At 70.0% G+C, this 18,055-nt stretch carries 16 protein-coding genes; 6 read left to right on the forward strand and 10 right to left on the reverse strand.

The genetic code is table 11. The features are described from left to right. Positions 1-53 precede the first annotated feature (53 nt). Both ON19_RS15735 and ON19_RS15740 read left to right on the forward strand, forming a co-directional pair. The gene (locus ON19_RS15735; RefSeq protein ID WP_051168928.1) at positions 54-434 is read left to right on the forward strand and encodes an inorganic diphosphatase; all 381 of its coding nucleotides are present in this window, start codon (positions 54-56) and stop codon (positions 432-434) included. A gap of 182 nt (positions 435-616) precedes the next feature. Continuing rightward, on the forward strand, positions 617-847 hold the full coding sequence (locus ON19_RS15740) for a DUF6480 family protein (protein WP_043692229.1): 231 nt from the start codon (positions 617-619) through the stop codon (positions 845-847). Between the two features lie 67 nt (positions 848-914). Here the strand turns inward: ON19_RS15740 and ON19_RS15745 are convergent, their stop codons facing one another. The 5 genes from ON19_RS15745 to ON19_RS15765 form a co-directional block, all read right to left on the reverse strand. Continuing rightward, on the reverse strand, positions 915-1,754 hold the full coding sequence (locus ON19_RS15745; protein WP_043692232.1) for an SDR family oxidoreductase: 840 nt from the start codon (positions 1,752-1,754) through the stop codon (positions 915-917). Positions 1,755-1,793: 39 nt separating this feature from the next. Continuing rightward, a complete protein-coding gene (locus ON19_RS15750) occupies positions 1,794-2,354 on the reverse strand; it encodes a hemerythrin domain-containing protein (protein WP_043692234.1) in 561 nt (186 codons plus the stop codon). Between the two features lie 19 nt (positions 2,355-2,373). Next, positions 2,374-4,155, reverse strand: a complete 1,782-nt coding sequence (locus ON19_RS15755) for a thiamine pyrophosphate-requiring protein (RefSeq protein WP_043692237.1) — start codon at positions 4,153-4,155, stop codon at positions 2,374-2,376. Between the two features lie 89 nt (positions 4,156-4,244). Then, positions 4,245-8,846 (reverse strand): cation-translocating P-type ATPase, encoded by a 4,602-nt coding sequence (locus tag ON19_RS15760; RefSeq protein WP_086006647.1) that lies wholly within the window; start codon positions 8,844-8,846, stop codon positions 4,245-4,247. A 94-nt stretch (positions 8,847-8,940) separates the two neighbouring features. Continuing rightward, complete coding sequence (locus tag ON19_RS15765) at positions 8,941-10,134, reverse strand: zinc-dependent alcohol dehydrogenase (RefSeq protein WP_043692239.1); 1,194 nt, start codon at positions 10,132-10,134, stop codon at positions 8,941-8,943. A gap of 178 nt (positions 10,135-10,312) precedes the next feature. Between ON19_RS15765 and ON19_RS15770 the strand changes: the two genes are divergently transcribed. Further along, positions 10,313-11,776 carry an aminotransferase class I/II-fold pyridoxal phosphate-dependent enzyme gene (locus tag ON19_RS15770; protein WP_043692242.1) on the forward strand — a complete coding sequence of 488 codons (1,464 nt, stop codon included), beginning with the start codon at positions 10,313-10,315 and terminating at the stop codon, positions 11,774-11,776. A gap of 34 nt (positions 11,777-11,810) precedes the next feature. Further along, the gene (locus ON19_RS15775; protein WP_043692245.1) at positions 11,811-12,422 is read left to right on the forward strand and encodes a flavodoxin family protein; all 612 of its coding nucleotides are present in this window, start codon (positions 11,811-11,813) and stop codon (positions 12,420-12,422) included. A 57-nt stretch (positions 12,423-12,479) separates the two neighbouring features. Here ON19_RS15775 and ON19_RS15780 read toward each other — a convergent pair whose 3' ends face one another. After that, complete coding sequence (locus ON19_RS15780) at positions 12,480-12,980, reverse strand: hemerythrin domain-containing protein (RefSeq protein WP_043692248.1); 501 nt, start codon at positions 12,978-12,980, stop codon at positions 12,480-12,482. A 135-nt stretch (positions 12,981-13,115) separates the two neighbouring features. Here ON19_RS15780 and ON19_RS15785 point away from each other — a divergent pair, with 135 nt between their 5' ends. Then, positions 13,116-13,604: a CinA family protein gene (locus tag ON19_RS15785; protein ID WP_043692251.1), complete on the forward strand. Its 489-nt coding sequence runs from the start codon at positions 13,116-13,118 to the stop codon at positions 13,602-13,604. A gap of 7 nt (positions 13,605-13,611) precedes the next feature. Here the strand turns inward: ON19_RS15785 and ON19_RS15790 are convergent, their stop codons facing one another. The 4 genes from ON19_RS15790 to ON19_RS15805 all read right to left on the reverse strand — a co-directional run bounded on the left by ON19_RS15790 (position 13,612) and on the right by ON19_RS15805 (position 15,943). Beyond that, a complete protein-coding gene (locus ON19_RS15790) occupies positions 13,612-13,785 on the reverse strand; it encodes a CDGSH iron-sulfur domain-containing protein (RefSeq protein WP_043692254.1) in 174 nt (57 codons plus the stop codon). 13 nt (positions 13,786-13,798) lie between these two features. Continuing rightward, positions 13,799-14,452 (reverse strand): HemK2/MTQ2 family protein methyltransferase, encoded by a 654-nt coding sequence (locus ON19_RS15795; protein ID WP_043692257.1) that lies wholly within the window; start codon positions 14,450-14,452, stop codon positions 13,799-13,801. A gap of 31 nt (positions 14,453-14,483) precedes the next feature. After that, a complete protein-coding gene (locus ON19_RS15800) occupies positions 14,484-15,500 on the reverse strand; it encodes an iron-containing redox enzyme family protein (protein ID WP_043692259.1) in 1,017 nt (338 codons plus the stop codon). 107 nt (positions 15,501-15,607) lie between these two features. Beyond that, positions 15,608-15,943, reverse strand: coding sequence for a histone-like nucleoid-structuring protein Lsr2 (locus tag ON19_RS15805; RefSeq protein WP_043692262.1), 336 nt, complete (start codon positions 15,941-15,943; stop codon positions 15,608-15,610). Between the two features lie 766 nt (positions 15,944-16,709). Between ON19_RS15805 and ON19_RS15810 the strand changes: the two genes are divergently transcribed. Beyond that, positions 16,710-18,002, forward strand: coding sequence for a glycosyltransferase (locus ON19_RS15810; protein ID WP_043692265.1), 1,293 nt, complete (start codon positions 16,710-16,712; stop codon positions 18,000-18,002). Positions 18,003-18,055: the final 53 nt, after the last annotated feature.

Below are 18,055 nucleotides of genomic sequence, written 5' to 3' on the forward strand. Positions count from 1 at the left end.
CGTCCGACCCGTCGATCGCGCCGGTGCGATCGACGCCGCCGTAGCCTGGGACGATGCCCGACCTGGTGGAGTGCGAGGACTCCGAGTCGCTGCGCCTGGCGCGCTTGTTCCTCGGCCGGACAGTGGATCTCGTCGTGGACCGTCCCTACGGGAGCCGTCACCCGCGGTGCGGCTTCCGGTACCTGCTCAACTACGGCTACGTTCCGGTCACCCGCGCCCCCGATGGCGAGGAACTCGACGGCTACTATCTCGGACCGCCCGAGCCGATATCGTGGGCGCGCGGACTGTGCGTCGGGATCATCCACCGCCTCTACGACGATGACGACAAGCTGATCGTCGTCCCGACCGGCAGCCCCGTCCCGCACGACGCGGCGATCGCCGACGCGGTCGCGTTCCAGGAGACCGCCGGTCACTACGTCATCGCCCGACAGTGACCGCAGGCCGCGCGGGCGCGCCGATTGGGCGCGCGGATACCGGGTAGGCCCCTGCCATGGAACTGTTGGTGATTCTCGCACTCGCGGTGCTGGTCGGCGCGGTGATCCTGTATCGCAAGAGGACCGGCAAGCGGCCCGACGCACCCGAGGTACCAGGAAACGACGGCGAGTAGGGAGCGGCTATGAGCGCGATGGATCCCGATCCGGCGAAAACGCCTGACCTGGAGCCGGGCGGTGGGGTGCCGCCGGGCTCCACCCCGCCGGACACGCCCCAGACCTCTGGGCTGTCGGCGCCGGAGCCGAGCACCAGACACCATTTCCCGGTCACCGGGATCATGGCGATGCTCATCGTGGCGGTGGTGATCCTGCTGTTCGTCGCCGCGGCGGTCGGGATCGTGGTGTCGATGCTGTGACCTGCCCCCGCAAAACGGCCGGCCGATCAGAGAACGGCCGACCGTGCGGGTGGTCGCGCCAGGAAGGTCACAGAATCGGCCGGCCGCCGGTGACCGCGATGCGGGCGCCGGAGATGTAGCTACCGTCGTCGGAGGCCAACAGCACGTAAGTGGAGGCCAGTTCGGCGGGCTGACCGGCACGGCCCAACGGGGTGTCGTCACCGAAGTGGGTGACCTTCTCGACCGGCATGGTGGAAGGGATCAAAGGGGTCCAGATCGGCCCGGGCGCGACGCTGTTGACCCGGATTCCCCGCTCGCCCAGCAATTGCGCGAGGCTGGCGGAGAAGTTGGCGATGGCGGCTTTCGTCGCCGCGTACGGCGCCAGGGTGGGCGAGGGCATGTCGGAGTTCACCGAGGAGCTGCCGATGATGGACGACCCCGGGGGCATGTGCGGCAGCGCCGCTTTCACCAGGTAGAAGTAGGCGTTGATGTTCAGTTTGACGGTGTGCTCGAATTCCTCGTCACTGATCTCCTCCAAAGTATCGTGCGTCATCTGGTAGGCCGCGTTGCTCACCAGCACGTCGACTTTCCCGAATTCCCGCACCGCCCGATCGATCACGGCGCGGCAGTGGGCGGCCTCGGACAGGTCGCCCGGCACGAGCACCGCTTTGCGGCCCGCCGCGGTCACCAGGTCGGCGACTTGCTTCGCGTCCTCGTCCTCATCGAGGTAGGAGATCAACACGTCCGCGCCTTCGCGCGCGTAGGCGATCGCCACCGCCCGTCCGATGCCGCTGTCGGCGCCGGTGACGACCGCGGCCTTGCCGGTCAATTTGCCGGACCCGCGGTAGCTGTCCTCGCCACAGTCCGGCACCGGGGTCATCTTGGCCTGGACACCGGGAACTTCTTGCTGCTGCTCGGGAAACCCCATGCCGGGCTCCTCCTTCTCCGCTTCGGGGTTACGGGTGATTCACATGTCCTGGTTCCGCCGCCAGTCGCGCACCGCGTCGCGGGCCCGGTCGAACAGCGCCAACGGCGGTCCGGCCAGCAGGTTCACGGCCGCGGACTCCCCCGCGTGCGGGTGCGGGCGGGTGGGCGCCACGGCCTCGGCGGCGCGCACCGAGCCCGCCATCCGCCGCAACTGACTGGTCGAGAACTGCGCGCGCAGCAGGGTGAACTCTTCGGTCTCCTCGTGCGCGGCGTGCTCGGCTACCGCGTCGGCGAACTTCGCCAGCTCGGTGTCGAAATCGGGATGGTCCACCCCGAGGTCGTACAGGTCCGCCAGGGCGCGTTTGGCGGCGTTCTCCTCCTCCAGCCGCGGCTGCACGATGTCGGCGTCGGCGCCGAAGCGGGCTCGTCCGGCGACCGGATGCACGACCTCCTCCTCGGCGCTTTCGTGCACGGCCAGCAACCGCACCAGCTCGGTGAACAGCTCCTGCTTGGTGCCGTTGCCGGCCTTCAGTTGCGCCAGCAGCGCGAAGATCTCCTCGTGCTGGGCGGTCAGCAGTTCGACGACATCCTGATCGGTCATCGCACACTCGTTTCTGTCGCTACGGAATGAACTCCTGGACTTTGGTTTTGGCGCCCTGCGCGATGAGGTGCCACGCGTCCGGGTCGCCACGCAACACGGCTTCGGCGGTGTCCTTCATCTGGTCCCAGGTCGCGTGCGGCGGAATGGGCGGCACGTCGGGGTCGCAGTGCACGTCCAGCACCACCGGGCCGTCGGCGTGCAGGGCGCTGTCCCAGGCCGGGCCGAGTTCCTCGGGTGTCCGCACGGTGATGCCCGTCAGGCCCGCAGTACGCGCGAACTCGGCATAGGAGACGTCGGGCAGGGTTTGTGATTCCTCGAATTTCGGGGCGCCGCCCATGGCGCGCAGCTCCCAGGTGACCTGGTTGAGGTCGTTGTTGTGGAAAACGCACACGACCAGGCGCGGGTCGCTCCAGCGCGGGCGGTAGCGGGCGATGGTGAGCAGTTCGGCGAGGCCGTTCATCTGCATGGCGCCGTCGCCGACCAGCGCGATCACCGGACGGTCCGGGTGGGCGAACTTCGCTCCGATGGCGTAGGGCACCCCGGGGCCCATGGTGGCCAGTGTGCCCGACAGCGACCCGCGCATCCGTCCGCGCAAGCGCAGGCAGCGGGCGTACCAGTTGGTGGAGGACCCGGAATCCGCGGTGACGATGGCGTCGTCGGGGATGCGCTCGGACAGCTCCCAGACCACCCGCATGGGGTTGACCGGTTCGGCGTCGAGCAGGCATTGGCGTTCGACGGTCTGCCACCAGCGGGCGACGTTCTTCTCGATCCGTTCCCGCCATGCGCGGTCGTCCTTGCGCCGCACCAGCGGAATCAGTTCGGCCAAGGTGGATCTCGCGTCACCGACCAGGTTCACCTCGGTCGGGTACCGCATGCCGATCATGGTGCCGTCGATGTCGATCTGCACCGCGCGCGCCTGCCCGAACTCGGGCAGGAACTGGCTGTAGGGGAAGTTCGATCCGACGATCAGCAGCGTGTCGCAGTCACGCATGAGCTCGTAACTGGGCCTGGTGCCGAGCAATCCGATCGCGCCGGTGACGAAAGGCAGATCGTCGGGCAGGACGTCCTTGCCCAGCAGCGCCTTCGCTACGCCCGCGCCGGTGCGCTCGGCGAGCTCGACGACTTCCTCGGCCGCCGAGCGGGCACCCTGACCGATCAGGATCGCGACCTTCGATCCGGCGTCGAGCACCTCCGCCGCGCGCCGGATGTCCTCGTGCGCGGGAATCACTCGCGCCCAGGCCGATCCGGGCGGGCTCGACGGCACCTGCTTGAAGGCGTGCTGCGGTGGCCGGTACTGCTGCTCCTGCAGATCCGAGGGCAGGATCACCGCGGTCGGGGCCCGGCGCGCGGCCGCGACCCGGAAGGCGCGGTCCAGCGCGTTGGGCAACTGGCTTGCCACGTTCACCTCGACCAGGTAGTCCGACGCGACGTCTTTGAACAGGCTCTGCAGATCGACTTCCTGCTGGTAGCTGCCGCCCATCGCGCTGCGCGCGGTCTGCCCGACGATCGCCACCACCGGGACGTGGTCGAGCTTCGCGTCGTACAAACCGTTGAGCAGATGGATCGCCCCCGGCCCCGAGGTCGCGGTGCACACGCCCACCTTGCCGCTGAACTTGGCGTATCCGGTGGCCTGGAACGCCGACATCTCCTCGTGGCGGGCCTGGATGAACGCAGGTTTGTCGTCCGCGCGGCCGAAAGCGGCGATCAGGCCGTTGATCCCGTCACCGGGATAGCCGAAGACCTGCTCGACACCCCATTCCCGTAGACGCTGCACCACGTAGTCGCCGACCTGTTGAGCCATCGGGTTCCTCCTGTCCATGTGCCGGTGGCAGGGTCCGTCGCCAGGCGGGTACCCGGGCGGTCGGACCCCAATCAGCGCAGGCGTCGCCCCTAGGGGGTGGCCGGCTGGGACAGCAACCCGGGAAGCAGCGCCGCAGCCGCGGTGGCGGTCACCGAGCACGTGGTCGCGATCCCCCACCCGACCGGATCCAGCGGGCGGCAACCGAAATAGGTGCACAGCCCCGGCGTCATCACCACCGCGCCGAGCACCGCGCCGCTGGCGGCCGTGGTGATCCACACCAGCGGGCTGCGGTAGCCGGAGACCAGCGTCTGGCCGAGTTGTGTGCCGATGAGCGCGACCAAGCCGATGGTGGCGGCGCGGCGCTGCGTGCCGGTCATGCGGCCGAGGGTCCACGCGACCGACGCGCTGGTGGCGGTGGCGACGCCGCGGACGCCGAGGGTGCGCAGCAGGTCCGTGCCCAGGTGCGCGCGCGGGAGTTCGGCGAGCCGTTCGGCCGCCCGCTGCGCCTGGGACTGCGGATCGTCGGTGTCGTCGGGATCGACCGCGTCCCCGTCCCGCGACAGTGCCAGCGCCATCGCCGGGAACATGTCGGTGAGCATGTTCACCAGCAGGAACTGTCTGGTGCCCAGCGGCGCCTGGCCGCTGACGGCGGTGCCGTACAGGGTGAACGCCACTTCGCCCGCGTTGCCGCCGACCAGTACGCCGACGGCGTCGGTGACCCGCTGCCACATGCCGCGCCCTTCGACGAGGGCGTGCAGCAGCACCAGGGGGTCGGGCCGGGTGAGCACCATGTCGGCGGCGTTGCGGGCGGCGACCGAACCCTGTGCGGCCAAACCGATTCCGACGTCGGCGGTGCGGATCGCGGCCGCGTCGTTGCTGCCGTCGCCGGTCATGCCGACGACGTGACCGGCGCGGCGCAGCGCCGCGACGATGCGCACCTTCTGTTCCGGATCGACGCGGGCGAAGACCGTGCCGTGTTCGATCAGCTCCGCCTGAGCGGTCTCGTCGAGACCGTCCAGATCCGCGCCGGTCACCACCTCCCGCGCCTCGATGCCGAGCTGGCGGGCCACCGCCGCCGCGGTCACCGGATGGTCGCCGGTGATCATGCGCACGCTGATCCCGTTCCGCTGCAATGCGGTGACCAGGGGCAATGTCTGCGGGCGCGGAGCGTCGGCGAGTCCGAGGAACCCGAGCAGGGTGAGTTCGACGACCGCCGCCTCGACGTCGTCGGGTTCGGCGCGCAGGTCGCGGCGGGCCACCACCAGCACCCGCAGGCCCTGCTGGGCGAGGTCGCGCACCGCCCGTTCGGCGCGCTCACGCACCTGGTCGTCCAACGGATGATCGGTGTCGTTCGACCGTACCTTGGTGCAGCGCGACAGCACGACCTCGGGCGCGCCCTTCACGATCAGCCGCAACTTGTCGGCGGTGTGCCCGAGCGTGGCGGCGTAGCCGCGGTTGGATTCGAAGGGGATCTCCTCGATCGGGTCCCAGTGGCGGACGTCGTCACCGAGCACCTCGTCCGCGGCATCCAGCACCGCACGGTCGGTGGCGTGCACGATCGGGCCCTCGGCGGGATCCGGGCAGGCGCGAGCCGCGGCCCGCAGGAGCCGGTGAGCGTCCTCGGAGTCGGCGTCCGAGGACCACTGCTCGTCCAGGTCGGCCAGGGTGGTCAGGCGCAGCCGCCCCTCGGTGAGAGTGCCGGTCTTGTCGAAGCACAACGTGTCCACCCGGCCCAACGCCTCCACCGTACGGCTGGCGCGCACCAGCACACCGTGCCGGGAGAGCCTGCGGGCTGCGGCGAGCTGAGCGACGGTGGCCACCAGCGGCAGCCCCTCGGGCACCGCGGCGACCGCGACCGCCACGCCGTCGGCGATCGCGGTCCGCAGCGGCCTGCCACGCAGGAGGCCCAGCCCGGTCACGACACCGCCGCCGGTCAGGGTCAGCGGCAGGGCGCGGTCGGTCAAGCGGCGCAGTTGCGCTTGCACGCCGCCTTTCTCCGGCGGGATGGCTCCGGCGGCGGCGCGGCCTGCCTGGGTGTCGGAGCCGACGGCCACGACGATGGCCCGGCCGGTGCCGTTGACCACGGTGCTGCCGTCGAAGACCATGCAGGCGCGGTCGGCCACCGACGCGCCCGGGGTGGCGGGAACCTCCTTCTCGACGGTGATCGACTCGCCGGTGAGCCCGGATTCGTCCATCTCGAGGTCGTCGGCGCGCAGCAGCCGCGCGTCGGCGGGGACCACGTCCCCGGCGCGCAGCACGATCACGTCGCCGAGCGTCAGCAGATTCGCCGGCACCCGGCGCTCGTCCGGTTCGCCCGCGTCGAGTTCGGTGCGATCGATCACCCGGGCGGTGAGCTGTTCGCGCTCGAACAAACGGTGCAGCGCGTCCTCGGCGCGCTGGCGCTGCCAGGCGGAGACCAGCGCGTTGACCGCGAGCACCGACGACAGCAGTACCGCGTCCGACGGCGCGCCGAGCACGGCGGTGGCGACCGCGCCGACCCCGAGGATCGGGGTCAGCGGATCGGCCAGTTCGCGGCGCAGTTGGCCCGCGAAAGACGCCGCCGAGGCGATGACATTCGCCCCGGGGATGCGGGCAGCGGCACTCGGCTGGTCTCGCTCGTCCAGCGCGAGGGGCTCGGGCAACCGGCTCAGCACCTCGTCGGGTTCGAGGGCGTGCCAGGGCAGCAGCGGGGCGAGCGTGACCGGTGGTTGCGTCCGTGCCGAACGCCATCCGGTGTAGGCGCCGCTGAGCAGACCGGTGTAGTGGGCGGCGGTCATGGGTGAGGCCCTGCCTGCGCTGCCCGGCGCGACGGCCAGCAGCAGCCCGCCCAGCGCGGCCGCCGACAGGGCCAGCGAGCGGCCGCGCTCACTCACCTGACGCGCCGGGGCCACGGCGGCCAGCACGCGGTGCACTTGCCCGAGGTCGCGGCAGACCGCGTCGGCGGTCCAGGGCATCTGCAGCGCGTTGTCCTCCCGGGTGGCGAGCCCGATCGCCACATCGGCGAACGCCAGTGCCCTGTGCGCGCGGGGACTCAGCACGGCGACGACGTGACCGTCTTGCTGCAACGTGCGCACCAGCTTGCTCAGCGACCGCGACGGGGAGACGCATTCGTCCGCCAGCGACCGCAACTCGGCGGCGTCCTCGCCCGCGACGAGGGTGATGCGCAAGCCGGAGCTGCGGGCCCGGCCCAGGACGGCGTGAGCTCGCCGGTCGAGTTCGCGTCCCACCAGCACCCGCCCGACCGATGTCCCGTTGTCGTGCAGTTCCCGCCATACCGGGCGGCGCGTCCCACCCTGATCGACCTTGCCGGTCGCGGGGTGCACCAGCCGCCGGGCCCCGTCGGATGACCGGGCCGAGCCGTTCGGCCGCGAGCCGCCCTCCGGGCCCGCGGCGGTCTCCTGATCCCACAGCAGGCGCTGGCTCGCGCTCCACACCTCGGCGACCGACCATCTCTCGTCGGTCGTTTCGGCTTCCAGCACCACCCGGCGCGAGGTCAGCAGCGACTCTCCGTCGACGACCAGCGCCGACAATCGGTCCAGCCGCCGCCAGACCCGCGGGTGGATCGTCAACACTCCCGCACGGCCCAGCACCGTCGAGACGATCGCGCCGTACGCCTCCCGGCTCGCCCGCGCCGCCTTGGGCGCGCCGAGCTCCAACGCGTCGGCCGCGCCGAAAAGGCCGCGGCCGCCCAGTACCGAGGTGACCGCGCCCGCGAGGGCGCCCACGGCCGTTTCGTCGGCGACCCTTTCGATCGGCCCCTGCGGCATCTCCACGATGCGGGTGGGCGGCGTCAGCGGTTCGCACACTTCCGCGGGGCGGCGGTCGATCTCGGCCTCCCAATTGCGCCATTGCGCGTATCTGGTCAGCGACTCGGTCAGGGTGAAACCGCGGTGCACCGCGTCGACCACGAGGTTCGCCGTCCCCGCGGCGGCGCTGTTGCCCAAGGCGTTGCCGATGGCGTTCGCGGTGGTGAGCACCAGGTCGGTCCGGGTACGGCCGAGCTGTTCCTCGAGCTGTTTGCGCAGCCGCGGCTGGGTGTCGACGAAGGCGGCCGCCGCGCGCAAGACCCGGGCGGGCGCGCGCAGCGGGAGCACCGCGCTCACCGTGGACAGTCCGATCGCGCACACGTCGCCCGCGACCTGGATTCCGGCCGCCAGCAGCGGTTCCCGATCCCCGGGATGCTCGCAGCCGCGGCTCCAGTCCAAGTCGCCCACCGCGGTGTCGGCCTCGACGGACTCGATGGCCGCGACCAAGGCGGGCAGGTCGGCCGCGCCGTGCGCGAGTGCCGCGACGACCCGGCCGGTCACCGCGTTGACCCGCCACCAGCGCACGTCGCGGCGCTTGTCCAGAATTCGGTGCAGCGCCTGCGTGACATCGCCGCTCTTGCCGGAGTCCAAGCCCCGGACCTCGACCGTGGCGCGGTCCTCGTAGAGCGCGACCCGGCGGCGCGAGCGCAGCGCATGCGGATCGACCAGTGCCGCCAGTTCGTCGCGCAACTCCTCGTCGCGGCGCAGATTCAGCAGCGACGCACCCGCTCGCGCGCCCGCCGCCACCATCTGCACCGGCGCCTGCGCCGCTTTGGTCCCCAGATCGACGGCCTTCTCCACACTCGCGCGGGCCATCTCCGCCGCGACGGAGGTCGGCGCCTCGAGCCACCACGGTGAGACGACTCCGCGTAGTAAAAAGCTCATACTCGGCGAGCTACCCAGGCGCGGACAGAGCAAACCGGACCGCCCACGGTCGCGGACGACCGCGGCTGGGTCCGGTGCGGACCCGCTGCGCCGGTCAGTTCGTGGCGGTCGGGTCGAGGACGATCTTCACCGCACCGTCGGTTTTCTGCTGGAACATGGCGTAGGCCCGCGCGGCGTCGGCCAGCGGCAGGCGGTGGGTCGCGAAGGTCTCCACGCCCAGCGGGTCGCTGTCGCGCAGCAGCGGCATGATGTCCTCGACCCACCGTTTGACGTTCGCCTGACCCATCCGCACCTGGATCTGCTTGTCGAACAGCACCCGCATCGGCAGCGGGTCGAGCATGCCGCCGTAGACACCGATCAGCGAGATCGTGCCACCGCGACGCACGATGTCGATCGCGGAGTGCAGCGCCGCGAGCCGATCGATGCCCGCGGTGTCCATCACCTTCTGCGCCACCGCATCCGGCAGGAACGCCGCCGAGCGCTGCGTCACCGAGGCGATCGGCGAGCCGTGGGCCTCCATCCCGACCGCGTCGATGACCGAGTCGGTGCCCCGGCCGTCGGTCCAGCCGCGGATGATGTCGCCGACCGGCTCGTCGACGGATTCCAGGTCGATCACCTCGACGCCGCGCTCGGCCGCCCGCGCCAGCCGCTCGGGCACCCGGTCGACGCCGATCACGCGATAGCCGCGGTGAGCCGCGACCCGGCAGGCCATGTCGCCGATCGGGCCGAGGCCGAGCACGGTCACCGATCCGCCTTCGGGCACCGCGGCGTATTCCACCGCCTGCCAGGCGGTGGGCAGCACGTCGGACAGGTACAAGAACCGCGAATCGGGCGGGCCGTCCGGCACTTTGACGTGGGTGGAGTCCGCATGCGGCACGCGCAGATACTCGGCTTGGCCGCCGGGCACCTGCCCGTAGAGCTTGGAATAGCCGAACAGCGCCGCCCCGCAGCCGTATTTGCGGACCTGGGTGGTTTCGCACTGGGTGGGCAGGCCGGTCCGGCACATGTAGCAGGAGCCGCAGCTGATCTGGAACGGGATCACGACGCGGTCGCCGCGGGCCAGGTCCGTGACGGCCGAACCGGTCTCGACCACCCGTCCCATCGGTTCGTGGCCGAGCACGTCGCCGCTGCTCATGTACGCGCCGAGCACTTCGTACAGATGCAGGTCGGATCCGCAGATGCCGGTGGAGGTGACCTCGATGATCGCGTCCGTCGGCGCCTCGATCCGCGGGTCGGGCACCGTCTCCACGGCGATCTTGCGTCGTCCTTGCCAGGTCACTGCCTTCATCCGGCGCTCCTCCGGTCGGGGTCGATACGTCCCGGTCCTACCCGGGGACCTCCGCCCGAAACTTCGGCGGCGTTTGCTCGACCCGGCGGCAGGGTAAGGGCGTCCCGCATTCGCCGCGTGTCGTGACCTGCCTGCACGCCGGACGTGTGCCGCGGCCGATTCCGGGTAGGCGGAAGCCGTGGACCATACACGAGCTCCTCTGCTGGAAGCGCTTGCCGACTATCACCGGCTGGGCCGGTACGGCTTCACTCCGCCCGGGCATCGGCAAGGACGCGGGACCGACGAACGCGTCCTGGACGTGATCGGCCGGGACGCGTTCGCCTCCGATGTGCTGGCGATCGCCGGCCTTGACGACCGGCTCGCGCGCGGCGGCTATCTCACCCGCGCCGAGGCGCTGATGGCCGACGCGGTGCGCGCGGAATCCGCGTTCTTCTCCACCTGCGGCAGCTCGCTGTCGGTCAAGGCCGCCATGATGGCGGTCGCGGGCGGCCACGACGGCGGCCTGCTCGTCCCGCGCGACAGCCACAAGTCGATCGTGGCCGGGCTCATCTTCTCCGGTGTCCAGCCGCACTGGATCACGCCTCGATGGGACGCCGAGCACCATCTGTCGCATCCGCCCTCGCCCCAGCAGGTGCGCGAGGCGTGGGAGGAGTACCCGGACGCCGCGGGCGCGCTGATCGTGAGCCCGAGCCCCTACGGCACCTGCGCGGACATCTCCGCCATCGCCGACGTGTGCCACGAACGCGGCAAGCCCCTCATCGTCGACGAGGCGTGGGGCGCGCACCTGCCGTTCCACGAAGACCTGCCGACCTGGGCGATGGACGCGGGCGCGGACGTCTGCGTGGTCAGCGTGCACAAGATGGGCGCGGGCTTCGAACAGGGCTCGGTGTTCCACCTGCAAGGCGATCTCGTCGATCCGATCCGGCTCAGCGAATGCGCCGACCTGCTGATGACCACCAGCCCGAATGTCCTGGTCTACGCCGCGCTCGACGGCTGGCGCAGGCAGATGGTCGAGCAGGGACACGAATTGCTCGCCGCGGCGCTGCGAGTCGCCGAACAGGCCAGGCGGCAGCTGGGCGAGATCCCCGGCGTCCGAGTGCTGGAGGACGAGCTGCTCGGCGCCGAAGCCTCGCACGACCTCGACCGGCTGCAGGTACTCATGGACGTGTCCGGCACCGGGGCCAGTGGCTACCGAGCCGCGGACTGGTTGCGCGAGCACCGGCGCCTCGACGTGGGCCTCAGCGACCACCGCCGCGTACTCGCCACGCTGTCGCTCGCCGACGACAAGGACACCGTCGACACCCTGGTCGACGGCGTCGCGGCGTGGCGCGACCAGCTGACCGATCCCCAGCCGGCCCGCATCCACCTGCCCTCGCCGCAAGACCTGCAGCTGGACACCGTGCTGCTGCCGCGCGACGCGTTCTTCGGCCCGGTCGAGACGGTGGACGCCCAGGACGCCGTCGGCCGCGTCGCCGCCGAGCAGCTCACGCCGTACCCGCCGGGCATTCCGGTGGTCGTGCCCGGTGAGCGGATCGACGCGGCGGTCGTCGACTACTTGCGCACCGGACTCGACGCGGGAATGAACGTGCCGGACGCCACCGATCCGCAGCTGCGCACGATCCGTGTCGTGGCTCGAGGTTGAACCGAAACACGCTGTGAACCAGGAGGTTTCCCCTATGGCCGGACCGACCGCCGTCGCCCTCGTGTGCACGCTGAAGAAGTCACCCGCCGAATCCAGCAGCGACCTGATCGCCCGCCAGGTGCTCGATGAGCTGGCCCAGCACGACGTGCAGGGCTCGGTACTGCGTGTGGTCGACTACGAGGTGCTGCCGGGGGTCACCGCCGACGAGGGCCCCGGCGATCAGTGGCCGACGATTCGCGAACGGATCGCCGCGGCCGACATCCTGCTGGTCTCGACACCCACATGGGTCGGGCACATGTCCTCGGTGGCGCAGCGGGTGCTGGAACGCTTGGATGCCGAATTGTCCGAAACCGACGACGAGGGCAGGCCCGCGATGGTCGGCAAGGTGGCCACCGTCGCGGTGGTCGGCAACGAGGACGGCGCGCACAAGATCGTCGCCGACCTGTATCAAGGGCTCAACGACATCGGATTCACCATCCCCGCGCAGGGATGCACGTACTGGAACGATCAAGCCATGGGCGGTACCGACTACCAGGATCTCGACTCGGTACCCAAGGCGGTGGCCTCGGCGACCGCGGCGCTGGCCAGGAACGCCGCCCACCTGGCCAAGGTGCTCGACAGCCGGCAGTACCCGCCTGCGGGGTGATTGTGCGGCGCCCGGTCCCGCGACCTCCCGCCGGCCACCGGCGGGAGGTCGCCGCGTTCAGGCCAGTACCGCGTCGACCGTCTTCTTCAGCGCCGAAGGCTTGGCGGGCGAGGTCGGCGCCTTCTTCCTGAGTTCTTGCAGCCGGGCTCCGATGTCCTGAAGTTGCTTGCGCCCCAGCTGCTCTCGCACCTTCGGGAACCAGTCGTTCTCTTCCTCATCGATGTGGTGGTCGACGTTCTCGATCAGCACGGTGGCCTTGGCGGTGAAGTGCTCGTCGCCGGGCTTCATCATCGCCAGCTCGGTGACCAGCACATCGGCGACGTGATGCTCCTCGTAGGACTCCAGGATGTCCTCGTCGAGCTCGGGAACGAGTTTGCGCACCTCCGGATACATGCACTCGTTCTCCAGATAGGTGTGCACGGTGAGCGCCTCGATGATCTTGTTCACCACCTGCCCCTTCCGCTCGACGGCGTCCTCCCCCGCCTTCTCGAACTCGCGGAACAATTTCCGGATCGCCTTGTGATCCTCGCGCAGCAGTACGATCGCGTCGGTCGTCATCGCTTTCTCCTTGCCTCGGATGCCGGTCTGTTGCCGACATTCCCGGCGCCACGGCGCCGAAACACCACCGGCTGCCGTGCGGTCGGACCGGTACCGGGCCGTAAGGTGGCAGAAGACAGCGCAGGAAGGACGCAGATGCCACAGGCGGACGAGTACGCACACGAGCTGGCCGAACTGGCGCGGGGCTCGCAGATCACCGTCGCGGTCGCCGAATCGCTGACCTCGGGTCGGCTGTCGGCCACACTGGGGGCGGCGTCGAACTCGTCGGAATGGTTCCGCGGCGGCCTCGTGGCCTACAGCTCGGAGGTCAAACACACCGTTCTCGGGGTGCCCGACGTGCCCGTGGTGTCCCGGACCGCGGCCGAAGCGATGGCCACCGGCGTGCGCGAGTTGCTGAAAGCGGTTGTCGCCGTGGCGGTCACCGGTGCGGGCGGCCCGGATCCGCAGGACGGCGAACCGCCGGGCTCGGTCTGGTTCGCCATCGCCACCGAGCACGACGTGCGCGCATGGCACCGCCGGTTCGACGGCGACCCGGCGGACGTGGTCGCCGAGACCGTGGCCTGCGCGACCGAGTCGCTGCTGGACACCGCGCGCGCACTGCGCTCGGATCATTCGCCCGCGTGAGCTCCGGTCACGACGAACGGCGATGCTTGCGGTGGCTGGTGTCGCAGAACGGGTAGTTCTTCGAGCGCCTGCACAGGCACAGCGCCACCATGAACCGGTCGCAGCGGATGGTGCGGCCGTCCGCGGTGACCAGTTCCACCGGGCCCTCGATCAGGGCGGGGCCGTCGGCGGTGAGCGTCACGCGGCGGCACTGTTCATTGTCGGATGCGGTCGGCACGGATCACCACCAGATCTTCCATACGCTGGCCGGGCTCGATCAGCCCGGCCGACTCCAGCCACCGCGCGCGGCGGCGCAGCACCGGCCCGAACGGCACGGTCGCCCGTGCCACGACGGCGGCCTTCAACTCCAGCGCGCGCAACTGGTCCAGGGTCGTATCGGGATCGCACAGCGCCGAATGCACGATCAACGCGACCCCCCGTGGTTTGAGAAGGCCGGGCAGCGCCGCGCACAGCTGGTCGAGTATCGCCCTGCCGCCGGTCCCGGCGTCCCACGCACGCGCGATACCGCGGGTGTCGGTGCCCTCGGGAGCGGGGACATAGGGCGGGTTGGCCAGCACGAGGTCGAAGCTGCGCCCGCCGAGCACCGCACCGAAATCACCGCGCAGCACCTCGGCGTCGATACCGCGCAACCGGCAGTTCAACCAGGCGGACACCACCGCGGAGCGGGACACGTCCACCGCGGTCACCCGCGTCGCTCCCGTTCGGGCGGCGGCCACGGCCAAGGCGCCGGTGCCGGTGCACACGTCCAGCGCGTGTCCGCCGCGCGGGACGCCCGCCTCGGACAGGGCGCGCACGAGCAACCAGGTGTCCAGCTGCGGCGGATAGACGCCAGGGGGTCGAATCAACATCACTTTTCGCGGATAGCCCGCTGAACGCCGCTTAATCGTCCGCGCCGACCGCGCCGCTCCCGGGTTCGCGCAGCGAGCTGCGGCCCGCGCGCCAGGCGTCCAGCACATGATCGGCGAATCGGTCCTCGAGCAAGTTCGTCACCTGGATGCCGAACGCCACCGACTCGGTGAGCCCGGGTTCCTGCCGGAGCAGGTCGCCGATCACGCCGGTCCGCATCACCTGCTCGTGGACGGCGTCGGCTTCGACGTGCTCGCGATAGAACAGCACACACGCCGGATCGGCGTCCAAACGCCGCAACGCCTCCACCAGGCGCTGGGCTCCGGGCGGCGAAGTGATCTCCACCGTCGCGAAATGGCCCACCAGCGCCCCGCGCCACGACCGGTGCAGACCGAACAGCGACATCATGTTCACCAGCGCCAGCATCGGCGCGGGAACCACGTCCAGATAGTGCAGGTATGCCGGATCCAGCCCGGCACCGGCCAGCAGATCGGCGTACAGCTGCGCGTGCACGCGTTCGCCGCGTCCGCCGCCGAACTCGTCGAACTCCACCGCCACCAGCGATGCCTTGGCCTGCCCGCGCAGGCGCGGGATCACCCAGGCGTAGGGGTCGGCCTCCTTGTGGTGGTAGATCGAACGATGCACGAAGTACTCGCGCATCTGCCACCATTCGCCCTCGTCGCGCAGGAACCGGCTGAGTCCGGCCGGATCGGCGGGGGTGACCAGCAACTGATCGAGTTCGGCGTCGAGATCGGCTCCGCCGGGCACGTCCTCACGCAGCGCCCGCAGGAACCGCTGCTCCAGCGCGGCGCGCAGACCGAGCAGGCCCGGGTCCCATTCCCATCCCGCGTCCACCGCCGCGAAGCCGTGATAGTGCAGCTCGTAGCAGGTGTGCAGGGCCAGATGCAGATCCTCGCCGTACGGGTCCGCCGGACCCGGCTCCGGGACCGAACCGCCCGGTTCGCCGCGCAGCAACTGCACTACCGCCTCGGACAGCTCGCCGCGGGGCTGGGGCAGTTCGTGCGTCTGGGCGCCTGTCATGACCGTCATAGTGGTCGCTTACCCCGGTCCGCCGCCGTTATCGCGGCCCGGCACGGAAAGAATCCGCCTGCGAGCCGCCCGCGCCGCCGCCGCGGCGGCGCGGGAACTCCCCGGAACTACCCGTTCGCCTTTTTGTACGCCTCGACGACCTCGGCCGAGATCCGGCCGCGCGCCGAGACGTCGATACCGTTTTTGCGCGCCCATTCCCGGATAACCGTGGCCTGCTCCCGATCGTTCGACGAACGCAGGACACCACCGCGCCCGCGCCGCGTGCGACCGACTTTGCGGGCGTAAGGAACCCACTGATCGAAGAATCCGCGCAACTGACCGGCATTGTCCGCCGACAAGTCCATCTCGTAGGCCACGCCGTCCACGGCGAAAGACACAGTTTCCTCGGCCTGAGACTTGCCGTCGTAGTCATCGACCAGAGTCACGACGACCTTGCGTGCCATAGAGATAATCCCTTCACGGTTACCGAGCGCGTGCAGTCGAAAAAACAATCGTAGCCAGTAGATAACAGATCGGTTCCACCACGGGAACAGCGGGGTCCCCTGCCGCGGCACGAGACGCGTGCGGCGAACAGTGCACCGCCGGCGACCGTGCAGCCTCCACATATTGCACGCGCAACCGGCCAACCAGCAAACGGCACCTACCGGAACGCCCCTGCCGTACTCCGACGACGGCGTTGTGCGGCGACGCGCGGCCGCTCGGTGCGGCGCAGGCGCACCCGGATCTCGACGCTTGCACGGCGGCAGCCCAGCGCGTTCGGTAAATCCTGCCGCACCGACGCCGAATGCGTCGGCGCCGAGTACCTGCCGCTGCGGACCACATGACGTAATCGCAAGCGGGCCGCCGTATTCCGCATGCGCGGTGAAGAGGCGGCCACCTCCCCACAGGTGAGAAGGCGACGACGCGGGCGCCGCCTTAGTCTGGACGACGCCCGGTCCAGCCGGAATACTGGCGTGCGCCGGTTTCGCCGGAGTCGACCACGCCGGGTATGGCGCATTCGGTCGGCTCACCGTTCGAAAGAAAGGACCATCTCCCGATTCTGCAGACAGGCAGTCGGCCCGTTGAGGACGGCGGGGGGCCGAGTACCGTTCCGAACTCTGTCGAGCGAGTGGGGCGTCCGCGCGACGCGGATCCCAGCAACGAATCAGATGTCGGCCGATTCGCGGAATTCGGCCAGACGAGCCCAGTGCACGAGCGGAAGTCGATAGTATGCGTGTGGCCTTGTTGCCCGCAGGTACCAGGGGCGATCATCAACCGTATCTCGCGTTGGCGGACGAGTTCCGCGCCCGCGGGCACGACGTGGAAATCACCGCCACCCGCAATCAGGCGCACATCGTGCGCAATGCGGGCTTCGAACCCCATGTGATTCCCTTCGACGCCGCGGAATTGCTCGAGACGCCCGCGGCCAGACAGGCGTTGGCCTCCGGCAGGACGCTGCCGTTCATTCGCATCATGCTCGACACGGTGAAGATCATCGAGGGTGGGCGCGGGGTGGCGATGCACGAGGTGCTCGCGAAAGCCTGCGCGGGCGCGGATGTCGTCGTCGCCTGCGCGTCGACATTGCCCTGGGCGATGGAGTTCCGGGAGAAGACCGGTACGCCGGTGATCGGCTGCCTGCCCTACCCGCTCGAGCGCACCGGCGAGTTCCCGTCGTCGTTCATGGCGAAGAACATGACGTCGTCCCGGATTCTGTCGCGCGCGACTTATAGCCTTTTCGAATTGTCCTATACGTTCCTGTATCGCAAGGTCGATCGACAATTGCGTCAGCAGATGGGGCTGCCGGGCAAGCCGCGCAATCCTTTTCGGCGACTCCGCGACGAGCGGATACCGCTGGTTCACATGGTGAGCCCGGTGCTGTTGCCGAAGCCGCACGATTGGCCGGAACGCGCGACGGTCGTCGGCGCCCCCATTCTGCCGCAGCGGCTGCGGGACGCCTGGGGTGAAGCGGTCATCGACCCGGAACTCGACGCCTGGCTCGACGAAGGCGAACCACCGATCTATTTCTGCATGACCGGAATGCCCGTCGTCGATCCGGTGGAATGCCACCGGATGATCACCACGGTCTGCGCGCGACTGGGCGCGCGGGCCCTTGTCACGGTGAAAGGCGAGGGATTTCCGAAGGGATTCAGCGCCGATCGCGCGGTGCTGGTCATCGATTCGTTCGACTACGACCGTGTGCTGCCGCGCTGCCGCGCCGTGGTGCACCACGGCGGCAGCGGAAACACCCACGACGTGGTGCGCGCGGGGATTCCGGCGGTAGTGATCCCGGTGCACAGCGATCAATTCTTCTACGGCTGGCGCATCGCCGCGCTCGGTATCGGAGCCACCTTCCCGTATCGCCGGATCACTCCGGATCGCCTGTACCAGGCGCTGGCCCGAGCCCTCACGCCGCAGGCACGGCAGCGAGCCGAAGAGATCGGCCGCACGGCCGCGGCGGAGAACGGTGTGCTCGCCGCGGTCGACGCCGTCGAGAAACTCGCCACCGCGACCACCCGACCGTGAGATGCCGGACGGCGCCCGTAGGGAATCGCGGCGTCGTCCGATGAGCGCACGAC

Source organism: Nocardia abscessus NBRC 100374, assembly GCF_000308455.1.
Lineage (GTDB): Bacteria > Actinomycetota > Actinomycetes > Mycobacteriales > Mycobacteriaceae > Nocardia > Nocardia abscessus.